Annotated in this window: 10 protein-coding genes and 1 tRNA gene; 7 read left to right on the top strand and 4 right to left on the bottom strand. The window is 44.6% G+C overall.

Annotated features, from left to right (window positions below):
- Positions 1–76: 76 nt before the first annotated feature.
- Together GXP65_RS14720 and GXP65_RS14715 are read left to right on the top strand one after the other, a co-directional pair.
- Entirely contained in the window at positions 77–1,252 is a 1,176-nt protein-coding gene (locus GXP65_RS14720) for a YjgN family protein (RefSeq protein ID WP_038891467.1), read from the top strand.
- Complete coding sequence (locus GXP65_RS14715) at positions 1,252–2,247, top strand: M48 family metallopeptidase (RefSeq protein ID WP_162093131.1); 996 nt, start codon at positions 1,252–1,254, stop codon at positions 2,245–2,247. Before GXP65_RS14720 ends, GXP65_RS14715 begins: the two co-directional genes overlap by 1 nt.
- A gap of 241 nt (positions 2,248–2,488) precedes the next feature.
- On the opposite strand, the gene GXP65_RS14710 is transcribed toward GXP65_RS14715, so the two are convergent.
- The 3 genes from GXP65_RS14710 to GXP65_RS14700 all read right to left on the bottom strand — a co-directional run bounded on the left by GXP65_RS14710 (position 2,489) and on the right by GXP65_RS14700 (position 4,777).
- Positions 2,489–2,579 (bottom strand) — tRNA-Ser (locus tag GXP65_RS14710).
- Positions 2,580–2,718: 139 nt separating this feature from the next.
- On the bottom strand, positions 2,719–4,527 hold the full coding sequence (locus GXP65_RS14705) for a DUF3413 domain-containing protein (protein WP_045377315.1): 1,809 nt from the start codon (positions 4,525–4,527) through the stop codon (positions 2,719–2,721).
- Between the two features lie 22 nt (positions 4,528–4,549).
- Positions 4,550–4,777: a YejL family protein gene (locus GXP65_RS14700; RefSeq protein WP_005432983.1), complete on the bottom strand. Its 228-nt coding sequence runs from the start codon at positions 4,775–4,777 to the stop codon at positions 4,550–4,552.
- An 85-nt stretch (positions 4,778–4,862) separates the two neighbouring features.
- Between GXP65_RS14700 and yejK the strand changes: the two genes are divergently transcribed.
- From yejK to GXP65_RS14685, 3 genes are all read left to right on the top strand, one after another.
- On the top strand, positions 4,863–5,861 hold the full coding sequence (gene yejK / locus GXP65_RS14695) for a nucleoid-associated protein YejK (protein ID WP_162093130.1): 999 nt from the start codon (positions 4,863–4,865) through the stop codon (positions 5,859–5,861).
- 109 nt (positions 5,862–5,970) lie between these two features.
- Positions 5,971–7,320 carry an Hpt domain-containing protein gene (locus GXP65_RS14690; protein WP_162860263.1) on the top strand — a complete coding sequence of 450 codons (1,350 nt, stop codon included), beginning with the start codon at positions 5,971–5,973 and terminating at the stop codon, positions 7,318–7,320.
- 111 nt (positions 7,321–7,431) lie between these two features.
- Positions 7,432–8,595: a hypothetical protein gene (locus GXP65_RS14685; RefSeq protein WP_047481123.1), complete on the top strand. Its 1,164-nt coding sequence runs from the start codon at positions 7,432–7,434 to the stop codon at positions 8,593–8,595.
- 100 nt (positions 8,596–8,695) lie between these two features.
- Here GXP65_RS14685 and nhaC read toward each other — a convergent pair whose 3' ends face one another.
- A complete protein-coding gene (nhaC, locus tag GXP65_RS14680) occupies positions 8,696–10,132 on the bottom strand; it encodes a Na+/H+ antiporter NhaC (protein WP_005439709.1) in 1,437 nt (478 codons plus the stop codon).
- 437 nt (positions 10,133–10,569) lie between these two features.
- Between nhaC and asd the strand changes: the two genes are divergently transcribed.
- The gene (asd, locus tag GXP65_RS14675; protein WP_009707295.1) at positions 10,570–11,685 is read left to right on the top strand and encodes an aspartate-semialdehyde dehydrogenase; all 1,116 of its coding nucleotides are present in this window, start codon (positions 10,570–10,572) and stop codon (positions 11,683–11,685) included.
- A 125-nt stretch (positions 11,686–11,810) separates the two neighbouring features.
- On the top strand, positions 11,811–12,323 hold the full coding sequence (locus GXP65_RS14670) for a type II secretion system protein (protein ID WP_038892815.1): 513 nt from the start codon (positions 11,811–11,813) through the stop codon (positions 12,321–12,323).
- Positions 12,324–12,602: the final 279 nt, after the last annotated feature.

Raw genomic sequence — 12,602 nt, 5'->3', positions numbered from 1 at the left:
CAAGTTTATCAATTTATGAATGAGATAGGATAATGCCTTTAAATTCATAAAATTAAATAAACTATTCGGACTGTATATGAACCATCAACGCATTTCCAATACCATCTCATTTAAAGGACGAGGGGGAGAGTTTTTTGGCATCTGGATTGTCAATGTTCTACTTTCTATCGTTACACTTGGAATTTACTCTGCTTGGGCCAAAGTAAGAACAAAACGCTACTTCTACGGTAACACGTACATCGACGGTGATAACTTTGAGTATCATGCCGAGCCAATGCAAATCTTAAAGGGGCGTTTAGTCGCGCTGGCGATTATATTGGTGTGGGGTATCGCAAACTCATTTATTCCCCAACTTGCACTTGTGCTATTACTTCTGTTTTATGTTGCTCTTCCTTGGTTGTTATGGAGCAACGCAAGATTTGATTCTGCAATGACGAGTTACCGCAATGTTCACTTCTCTTTTAATTCGTCACTGAAAGATGCATACATCACCATACTTGGCCGAGGCTTCGGTGCAGCGCTGGCGGTCATGGTTTTCATTGTTATCTGTGTAGCGGTTGCGAGCGTTTCGCAAGCTGCGTCGGTTATTTTAGGACTTTGTTCAGTCGTCGTTATGGCCGCACTTTATGGTTGGGTTGTGGTTGGCGTTCAACGCTACTTTGTTAATGGCTACCGTTATGGTGATTGGCAGTTTAGTGGTGAACTTGAAACCAGTTTCTTTGTAAAAACCTACCTGAAAGCCGCAGCAATTGGTCTTAGCACGGCTGTCGCGATTGCGATTGTGGCGGTCATTGTAATGGTTGGGAGCTCAGGGCTCATGGAAGCTGCAGCGGGCGACTTGGCTTCACTGAATAAATCTAGCCCTGTCATTACGATGGTTGTCATGTACCTTGGTATGATTGGCCTAACCATCGGCTTGACGGCATACACAGCAACAAGAACTCGTAACTACTTGTTCTCTCAAATGAAGCTAGAAAAAGAAGGACAAGAAGAAAATAACTTTACGTTTAAGTCTACCTATACAGTTGATGGCTACATGTGGCTGATTATCTCAAACTTCTTATTACAAGTTGTGACCTTGAGTATTGCGAGACCATGGGTAATGGTTCGTACTTCTCGCTATGTTGCTGATAAGACGGTTGTCGTTGGAGACATGAGCCAACTTAAAGCAGCAGACCAAGATTCAAAAGTGAAATCAGCGATTTCTGATGAAGTGGCACAAGCCTTCGATCTTGGAGTTGGGATCGGTTAATGCAGTTTAAAGGGACCGCGTTTCCACCCAAAAGCTCTGAGCGACATCAAGCCATATTGAATGTCGCTCAAACCAACTCGCTGAGCTTGATTGTTGCTGACAATATCTTCAGCTGTGATCAGCAGCATGCAGAGGTTACTGCTCCAGTTGGTAACTTACCCGTCAGATTTAAGCTGCCCAATGGTTGGGTTTTTGTTACCGAACGGACTGATGAAGTGTCTCGATGGCTACAGGCAAATAAAAGATCGAGCTTCGTTGACAAAATAGAATCAAACTGGCTTGCGTGGGTAGTGTCTGTGATGGCATGTATTGCCGTTGTGCTCGGGGGGTATTATTACGCGCTTCCTTGGGTGAGCGACAAAGTCGCATACGCGATTCCTGACAGTGTCTCAGTTGTACTTGCTGAAAAGGTACTCGAAAGTTTGGATTCCCGTTGGGAACCGAGCGAGCTGAGTAAGGCCGAACAAGAAGCCATTCGAAGTAGGGTAGAGCAGCACTTAACACAGTTAGAGGCTCTGCCTTACCAAGTAGAGATTGTTTTTCGATCTTCTGAGCTAGGAGCGAATGCGTTTGCCTTACCCGGTGGAAAGATTGTGTTGCTCGATGAATTAGTTTCGCTGTCTAAAAACCAGCAACAACTGGACAGTATTATTCTTCACGAGCTTGGTCATATTCATCATCGCCACATGCTAAAGAGGTTGGTGTATTCGAGTGTCCTTTCTGTTGGTGTCGCTCTTTTAACTGGTGAAAGCTCTGGCATCGTGGACAATCTTGCCGGCGTAAGTGTGTTTGTGTTGTCCAGTGGTTACTCCAGAGATGCCGAAATACAAGCCGATGCATTTGCAAGAGAGGCGATGCTCAAGATTTATGGCGACACAAAGCCGATGGCTGAGATGTTTGAACTGTTCCGTAACCAAAGTTATGAAGAGTTGCCTGAATGGTTGAGTACCCACCCAGACCTTGATAAAAGGATTAAAGCAGCAAAAGGAAACTAACCTTTCCATTCGAATACCTAACGATTAAAGCTCACTAAATATTAGTGGGCTTTTTTCTTGCGTATTGAAAAGTGCTTCGAGGATTAGACAGGTTTTTCTGGAAGTGGCTGAGTTCGGTGACGCTTGGTCTAAACTTGGCTGAGATTCGGGGTTGCGCTTAACTAGGGATTGAGAGGTCCCGTAATTTTCCAAGCGCTAAAACGACGAAAGCCCGTTGATTTCTCAACGAGCTTTCTGAATGTGGCGGAGAGATAGGGATTTGAACCCTAGATACGCTATTAACGTATGCCGGTTTTCAAGACCGGTGCTTTCAACCACTCAGCCATCTCTCCGTTGTTGAGGCGCATAATATAAGGCTTTGAAAATCTTGTAAACCCCAAAATGAATCGTTTGGATGATTACTGCTCGATTTTGTGTTGTTTGCAGAGAAAAGATTCAAAAAAGCTCTCCTAATGGAGAGCTTTTGTTCAATTAATTACTTTTCGAATAGAAGCGTTGAAGTTCTGTCAAACCTTGCATTAGCACAGGAAGCTTAGGTGATGTTTCACGTAAGCGCTTGTAATTGCTGTCATACAGCTTGTAGTTACCGAATTTGTCGATAACCGTGGTTTGAGAACCGGTAATCAGCGCTATTTCACGAGTATCGCCCGCTAGGATCCAGCGACGGCGGCTTTCATCAAATAAATTGCGACCACTGCTGTAATCGTATGGGTTTGAAGAAACGCCCAGCATGTCTTGCAGAAGGGTCACAGACAAGTCTAGGTGGCTAGTACTGTGTGTAAACTCTGCAGGTAGCATACCTGGCCAATGAATAACCATAGGAACTTGCAGTTGGTAACGGCTGTAGTTGCTGTTTGCCCCCCAGCTGTTGGTATTGGTTTCGTTGAACTCGCTGCCGTGGTTAGAGGTAATGACCACAATCGTGTTTGCCAGCAACTCTTTTGCTTCCAAATCGGCGATGATCTCTGCAACCGTTTTATCTGCCGACTTCACCGATTGCTCGTAAGCTTTCTTGAATCGTTCGCTAGCAGGCATTTCTTCATTCGCCGCCATTGGTTCTGATTCAAAGTTATCGACGGTAGTGACTTCGATGTAACTAAACCAAGGCTGTTTCGCTTGTTCGGTCAGCCATAAGTTCCAAGCCGCGATAGACTGCTTGTCGGTATGAGCTTGTGTGCCATCGAGATCATTAGCCAGATTCAAGCCACGGAAGATGACCTCTGAATACAGGTCGTCTTCAAAACCATTACCGCTGAATAGACCAAAGCTGTAATCCTGATCTTTTAATACATCTAATAACACTGGTGCACTGCCTTGCGCTTTGATGCTGCTCGCGTAGCTGCTTGGTAAGCCATAGAACAAACCAAACGCACCATAAGTGTCGTTGCTTGAGCTGTAATGATTAGTGAAGTTTTGATTATCTTGCGCAAACTTGTACAAGTTCGGCATTTCGTCTTGGTTCAGTGCGTCTGCACGCAAGTTATTCACGCTGATCATCAGCACGTTTAACTTGTTACCACGACGGTTGAATTCTAGTTTCTCAAGCGGGTAGCTGACTAAGTCGATGTTACCTTGGTTTTCTGCCAAACGCTTAAGGTACTCTTCACGGTCAAGAAGACCATGTTTTTCCATAAAGCTCTTCGCTGTCATTGGGTATGATAGTGGGAAGTTAGAGCGCTGGCTAGTAATTGGGTTATAGAAGTAAGCATCAGCCCAGATGTAAACCAAGTGGCTGGTCATAAAGCTTAAAAAGAACACGGCAGCCAATGGACGACCAACGTGTTTGTGAGACAGTTTACGTTGTTTGCGCCAAACCCACTCAGACAGAGCAAGTTGAACGAGGAAAATAAGCGGCATTACCACGAAAAGGTGCTGAAGATCAGAACTGATCGCGCTTTTATCTTCGCTAAACAACAGCTCCCAAACCACAGGGTTCAGGTGCAAATTAATCGACTGATACGCTTGAGTATCAATCAGAAGGACGGTCTGGCCGACCGTTGCGAATATCACTGCCACCAAGCGGAATAACTTCCGAGATGGCAGGACAAACGTCAGCGGAAATAGAACCAGTAAGTACAGGGCGAAAACAAGGAAGCCAAAATGACCAACCCAAGACACAGCCAGATAGAATTGCCCCATTAGGGTCTCTGGCCAAGGGGATTGAACGATATAGCGTGTACCAATCAACATCGAAGCGACGATGTTGAAGAATGCAAACCAGTGACCCCAACCAACTAGTCGGGATACGCGTTCGCCGTATGAGTTTCCGCTGTCTACCATGTACTTGTTCTATTATCCGTTATTAGTGTGCTTTTGGCACTTCAAGAGAAGAGATTAATGCCTGAGCAAATTTTTCAGCAATAACTTTGCGTTGTGAAGCAGCAACTTGTTGATTTAAGACATTCGTTGCGATATTTCCCGCAATCATTAGCGTCAACTCAGGAGAGGCAGCGTGTTTCTCAAGAACAGCGCCCACTTCAGCAAGAATTTTCTCTACTTGTTCGTCAGTATATTTAGATGTAATCGGCATAAAGACTCTAATAATGATAGTAAAAGCGGCTTATGATAACCTACAATGCCCAACAACTTAAACCTTGTAGCAAGATAAAATCACTATGAGCCTTCATCTTTCAAACGTTATTCTGCATCAATTGTGCAAAAACGATCAGGACGAACTGGTTGTTAAACTTCGCCCGGCGTCGTTAGAAAACGATACCTCTACTGAAAACCTTGTCGCGGAACTGCATCGCGTATTCCACTCTAAAGCAGGTAAAGGTTTCGGCTCTTTCCAATCTGACAGCGAATTTCAATTTTGGCTTCAAGAAATGCGCAAAGGAGAGAGAGATTTCTATGATTTCTCACAAATTAGTGCAAATCGCCTGAAAGAAGAGCTGATTAAGTACCCATTTGCTGACGAAGGTATCTTAGTGTTTGCTGAGTACCAAAGCTTAGCTACGGACTATCTGTTTATCGGTATCTTACCAATGAATCAAAGCCTGAAAGTCACAGAAGGCTTAGATATTGATGCAACGGATTACCTAGACATTACTAAGATGGACATCGCTGCACGTATCGACCTTTCAAGCTACGATACTGACCGTGAGTCAAACCGTTACCTTTCTTACATTAAAGGTCGTGTTGGTCGTAAGGTGGCAGACTTCTTCCTAGATTTTTTGCAGGCGGATGTTGGTTTAGACACTAAACAGCAAAACCAAGTACTGATGCAGGCGGTGGAAGACTTCTGCGCAGACTCAAAATTAGAGAAGCAAGAAGCGAACGAGTACAAAAAGCAGGTTTACAACTACTGTAACGAGCAAATCAAATCGGGCGACGAAGTACAAATTTCTGAACTGTCTGGAGAGCTGCCTCCGAGCCAAGATGGCACCAGCTTTATGGACTTTACCAAAGAGCAAGGATACGAGTTGGAAGAATCTTTCCCTGGTGACCGCTCAACGGTACGCAAGTTAACGAAGTACGTTGGTGCCGGCGGTGGTTTGAACATCAGCTTTGATAGCCTGTTGCTTGGCGAGCGTGTTTTCTACGATCCAGAGACAGACACGCTGACGATCAAAGGGACGCCACCAAACCTAAAAGATCAGTTAAGCCGTAACTAATTTAAGAAAGAGAGCGTGATGCTCTCTTTTTTTCTGTGAAGTGCGCACAGTTATGGTGTAATTCATGGTATATGCTTGTGATTAAAAACAAAGAGTTGAGGGATAAGCGTTGCTGCAATTCAAAGAGGGAATAAGACGATCTGCTTGGTTTTTATTTGCCGCGTGGTGCGTATTCGCGGTGGGTATTTGGTTACAAGCGCAGCAGACCATTCGCACAATCTCTACGGTTGATGAACTCAGCAGTAAAATTGATGAAGTTCGTAATATTTTTAACTTTGAGCTTCCTTATCGTGCTCAACATGTCGATGAAGTGTCCCTCAAACTTCAGCTTGTGTATGCTGTGCGCTTACAATTAGAAAGTGAGTACTCCCATCGGTTGGGGGCTCCAGACTTAACGCAACTCTTCTACTTAACCGACCGTTTTCTTGAAGGTGCAAGAACCTTTATTGGCAGTGATAGTGAATTGGTTGCGTTGGCCGATCAGCTACATAACAGTCGTGAATCAGGCAGCAACTCGCTTGAGCTGCGTACAATGTATTACCGGTTGGGCGCCATGGTATTGGAAGCGATGTTTAGCGATGCTGCGACCAGTACAGATACCTACCAAGAATTAGATTTGTTGTTCACGGCTTCCCAAGGTCTCGATGTAAAAGAGCAAGCTTTATTTCAACGCCGATTAGACCAAACTTCCAGTGTGCTTGCTGCTCATGCGCAAGGCAGCCATTTGTCGAATCAACTGCTTAATCCTGAACTACCAAATCAATTGGCTTCTGTCATTGGCTCTCTTGAACGCAAGTTGACGTTTTATATTACTTTTTTAACGTTAGTCAGTGGTTCCTTACTCGCTGCTTATTCGTGGGCAGTGTTTGCTAAAAAAGTGCCCACCTCGCAATCAGCCTTAACCTCAGTTCAGGAGAAAGGGGAGCCTCCTCATCCATCTCCTGTTGAATCCGGCTCCGAAGAAAGGAAACCTGCGTTTGTTGGGCAAAATGAACAAGAAACTCATGCTGATTTCCTTTGCCCGAAAGAACAAAACGTGATGCAACCTTCCGTTGAGAGCGTCAACACTGAGGATGATGCTCCCTCAGTCAAAGAGCCATATATTGATATCGAGAAAATGTTGGATTCTTTATCTGATGACGAAGATTCGGTACGCATGCTGCTAGAGGTCTTTATCCAAGACCACACAGAAGATGGTGCGAAGCTTCGAGTATTGGTCACAGAAGGGAAAGACAAAGACCAGGCGCAGAGAATCGCTCATAGCTTGAAAGGGGTATCTGGCAGTATAGGCGCTATGCCTCTGCACTATATTTCTTGTGATATTGAATCGTTGATAAAGCAGGGAGAGCGGGTTACGGATGACAAGCTTGATTTGCTAGAACAGGTATTGCAGGAAACGACACTTTTTGCAGATAAAGTTCTCAATAGTGAAAACATTCGAGAAGTACTAACAGGTTGATATTCCTCTGACTTAAAATACCAAAGACTAAGGTATCACGTTGCGCGTGCGAACCTGATGCCTTGGTTCGTTACTGTTCCTGTTCTACATATTTTGACCATAGGTAATTTCATGTCCATCCGCCGACTGTCCTCATTGATGGTGGCTTGTTTAGTTTTGAGTCTTTCAGGGTGTTCTCTGTTAGAGGTGAAGATCGACAGCCAAACTGTACCGCTAACCAAGCAAGAGCTGAATATGCGCATTATGACGCGTGAATATGCTCAGCAATTCTTTGCTCAAGTTGAGCAAGCCGCCGACGTGCTGCACGAAAACTACGAACCAAGCGATAAAGTAAACCAATCTTATATCTTGCTTTGGAAAATCAATGCGGAAGAGGGGCTTCAAGCTGCGGCTTACCAAGTGTCGCCAATGGCTGCGCTGATCGATACGTGGGTGTTCACTCACCAGATGAACCAGTTCTACAGTGAAGGAGCAGGCAAAGACTTATTCACGACAGGTGAAGCCAAACAAGTGTCTGTACACCTAGCTAAAGAAGTCGACAAGTTAGCCAAATCGCTATTGAAGAAAGACGTATACGAAAACACCAAAGTGTTTGTCGCTGGCTTTGTTGAGAAGTATCCATTTGCGGATCTAAGCATGATTCGTACGCCTGCATATCGTGCTTGGTTAGAAGCTAACCAAATTAGTGAAGAAGAGGCGGTAACAACTCTAGGTACGATGCCAGAGGCCATCGGTGACGTGTCTGACCGTTTGAGCTTAGTCTCTGAGCAAACACCAAAGATCATGACGTGGAAAGCTCAGTTGTTGGCGCTCAACAGCTCAGCAAGCATTGAACAAGTAAACGCAGCACTAAACAGTTTGAAGGTGACTTCTGAGTCTTTGAAAGACTTTATCGATAACAACCCTGAGTACATGCGCAACTTAGCGGAGCAGATGGCCGTGCAACTTCAACCTCTAGTGGAAGATATCGACCAAAAAACAGAAGAACGTTTGTCTCAGTTGAGTGAAGAACGTCAGGCTTTAGAGCAAATGGTAGCAAGAGAGCGCCAAGAGATAGCTCAAATCATCACAAACGAGCGCGAGAAGTTTGCTCAGGACCTAGACCATGTTTCGCAAGAAGTGGTGAATCTGGCAATGGACAAATTGATTGAGCTAGTAAAGAGCACCATCATCTACTTTATTCTGTTTATCCTAGTGATCTTCTTTGCTCCTCTCGTACTTGGTTATGCCTTGGGTAAGCGCTCTGCGGTAAGAGCCAGCACTAAATCGGCGTAATCGTCTAGAAGTCACAACACCAAATAGCAGACACAAAAAAGGACCGAATCATCGGTCCTTTTTATTTATGGAAGGTTTCTATCTATGGAAAGCTGAAGCCTTAAGCTGTTTGTTGCTTGAGTTCAGCTTCTGTTTGTTCTTCTGTTGCTGGAGCTGTTGGTTCGCATTTATCAACAAACCAGCCCATATAAGAAGTAAAGATGGTCACGATGATACACACGAAGCTCAGCCACATGAACGGCGCATACGACAATGTTGCCACACCCAAGATGCTCGCCATGTAGATACCATTATCACTCCAAGGCACCATACCAGATGTTAATGTGCCGCCGAACTCTGCGTTACGAGATAGATTCTTGCGTTTGTAGCCAAGGCGGTCGTAGTTCTTCGCACAGATCTTAGGAGTAAGAATCAGTGATACGTACATCGCAGAGCCGAATACGTTACCCATGAAGGCCGTACCAATTGTGCTGGTTGCCAATGAGCCTGCGCTTTGAACACGTCGTTCGAACAGCTTTGCAATCGTTTCTAGTACGCCAACCTTATCTAGTAGGCCGCCAAAACCTAGGCCAAACACGATCACCGCAACAGAACCTAGCATAGAAGACATACCGCCACGGTTTAGAATCGAGTCAATGAAATCCACGCCTGAAGAAATCGCAAATGGTGCCCAAGCTGTGTTGAATGCTGTCAGGAAGTCTACATCCTGGATCATAACTGCCCAGATAATACCTAGCAGAGAACCAAAGCTAATCACAGGGAAAGAAGGCATACGCATCGCAAGTAAAGCCAATACGATGATCACAGGGACAAAGGAGTAAGGCGTAATGAAAAATTGTTGTTCCATTGCCTGAATAACCGAATCCACTTGGCTCATGTCAACTTTACCAGCGAAGTGGAAGCCAAATGCGGTAAACATAATGCCAGTGATGATGTAGCTGATCAGCGCGATAGGCAGCATACCTTTGATGTGCTCAACCACTTCTACATTCGACATAGAAGAAGCAAGGATCACTGAATCTGAAAGTGGAGACATCTTGTCACCAAAGTAACAGCCCGATAGCACCGCACCTGCTGTGATTGGTGCTGGAACACCAAGACCTTGACCAATACCCATCATCGCAATACCAGCTGTACCAGCTGCACCCCAAGATGTGCCAGTCGCTAGTGCTGTCAAAGAACAGATGATCATTGTTGCTAGCAAGAAGATAGAAGGGTGAATCGCTTTCAAACCGTAATAGATGATAGTCGGTACGATACCGCCTGAGATCCAAGTACCGACCAAGGCACCAACAGCAAGAAGAATAAGCACGGCACCAAGGCCATTAGAAATGCCATTTAAGGCTGCTTTTTCAAGGTCTTTGTATTGGTGACCTAATCTTAGGCCCAATAGCATAATAATGAACCAACCGATGTACAGCGCGAGCTGAATTGGAAGGTCTAATTTGGCAGTAAATGAAAATGCCAAAAGAAGAAACAAACCTAGCGAGATAAATACCTGTATCAGACTAGGAAGACGTGTTGTAACTTGCTTCATATGTGCCTCTGTCGTTCATGGAGCAATAGAGGAAGGCCGCTCCCTGTTTTAATCGGGCATAACATACATTAACAAAAATTATATTTCGAACATTTGGTGCTTTATCTTGACTTTCATCCGCAAAAACGTTTACTTGTGAAATTAATAACTAAAAAACTTTAATGTTAATGGTTGGAAATGTTTTGTAATGTAAAAAATATGTGCTGCAAATGTTGTTTTCTCATTGAGTGGTAAGACCTTATTGTGGGGAGTTAGCACTTTTCCAGGCAGGATCAGGCGAATAATCAAGAAGAAAAGAGAAGAAAATAACTTGGATTATAAAAAATCGCGGCAAACGTTAAAAAAGTTGCGTTTATTTGCAAATTAGGGCTTGAGATTTTGTGTCGAAAATTGAACTATGGAGAAAGTTTCAAAAATATACATGGAGAGTTAATGCGATGAGAGTAGGTTTAGTTGGTTGGCGCGGCATGGTCGGTTCGGTACTGATGCAGCGTATGGTCGAAGAGAAAGATTTCGACTTAATTGAGCCAGTTTTCTACAGCACGTCTCAAATAGGTATCCCAGCTCCAAACCTAGGTAAAGAAGCTGGTCTACTTCAAGATGCGTTCGATATTGACAGCTTAAAACAGCTTGATGCAGTGATTACGTGTCAAGGTGGTGGTTATACAGAGAAAGTTTACCCAGCACTACGCCAGGCTGGCTGGAAAGGCTACTGGATTGATGCAGCATCTACACTGCGTATGGCAGAAGATTCTATCATCACTCTAGACCCGGTAAACTTAGCGCAAATTCAACAAGGCATTCACGGTGGTACCAATACGTTTGTTGGTGGTAACTGTACAGTAAGTTTGATGCTAATGGGCCTTGGTGGTCTGTTCGAGAAAGGCTTAGTTGAGTGGACAAGTGCAATGACGTACCAAGCTGCGTCTGGCGCAGGTGCACAAAACATGCGTGAGCTGATCTCTCAGATGGGCGTAATCAACGACTCTGTAAGCTCTGAATTGGCAAACCCAGCAAGTTCTATTCTGGATATCGATAAAAAAGTTGCGGATACAATGCGCAGCTCTTCATTCCCAACGGATAAGTTTGGTGTGCCACTAGCGGGCTCTTTGATTCCTTGGATCGACGTTAAACGCGACAACGGTCAGAGCAAGGAAGAATGGAAAGCAGGTGTAGAAGCGAACAAGATCCTTGGCTTCCAAGATGCGCCAGTGCCAATCGATGGCACTTGTGTCCGTATCGGTGCGATGCGTTGTCACTCTCAAGCATTGACTATCAAGCTTAAGCAAAACGTGCCAATGGATGAAATCGAAGAAATCATCGCGACGCACAACGACTGGGTGAAAGTGATTCCAAATGATCGTGACATCACCGCTCAAGAGCTAACGCCGGCAAAAGTAACTGGCACGCTTTCTATTCCTGTTGGTCGTCTACGTAAGATGGCAATGGGTGATGATTTCCTAAACGCGTTCACTGTAGGTGACCAGCTTCTATGGGGTGCTGCAGAGCCACTACGTCGTACTCTACGAATCATCCTTGCTGAGAAAGCATAATTTGTCTCAAGTTTGAGATGCCAATTTTGAAAGCGCCCAATCGGGCGCTTTTTTATATTTCAATGACAGTAAGTTGACTTTGATTGCATAACGTTGCCGCGAATTCAATCTATTGGAGTACGGTAATGAAACAAAATACAAAAGGTTTTACTCTTATCGAGTTAGTGGTTGTCATTGTAATTCTCGGTATTCTAGCCGCTGTTGCCGCTCCGAAGTTTCTAAATCTTCAACATGACGCGAGAGCTTCTTCCATTCAAGGTATGGCGGCTTCTGTTCATAACGCTGCTGAAATAGCATATGGGAAAGCGGCTGTTGAAGGAGAAGAGAATTCACCGTCGTATCATGTAGTAGGAGCGGGTAATGTCCACTTTGGTTATCCCGCAGTGGAAAATAATGGCTTGGAAGATTTCCTAGATGCGGATCTGGGTTACAAAGACGGTACAAAAGACTGGGTTTGGGATGCGTATAATACTGGTGGTAGCTTAGCAGACCCAGACTATAAAGTTATTACCCAATCAGAATGGGTTCAAAAGTATGACCGCGAAGCAATCAAAGCGAGTAACTGCTACGTGAAGTACACCGCGGCAATGGAGCCGGGTGATGAATACAAAGTGGAAGTGTTTACTGACGGTTGTTAAATCGAGAATAGACCTCGCCCACAGGAAATGTTTGTTTCTTGAGAGCCAAACGTTATGTAGAAGCCGATGTGAATTCATCGGCTTTTTTGATCGTGGAGTTGGAATACAAAGGCGTTCAGAATGCAGCGCTCCAATAACCGGAAGCGCTGCGTTGGAAGGCAAGCGAAAGAAACTAAGTTCTAAAACGCGTTGACAGAATCTATCCCCAGAAAGACAAAATATAGCCGATTCCCGATTCCCGATTCCCGATTCCCGATTCCCGATTCCCGATTCCCGATT

Origin of the sequence: Vibrio sp. LB10LO1 (genome assembly GCF_010092875.1) — a bacterium.
Taxonomy (GTDB): domain Bacteria; phylum Pseudomonadota; class Gammaproteobacteria; order Enterobacterales; family Vibrionaceae; genus Vibrio; species Vibrio campbellii.
The sequence above is the reverse complement of the archived record's forward strand: the minus strand, read 5'-3'. Positions and strand labels throughout refer to the sequence as shown.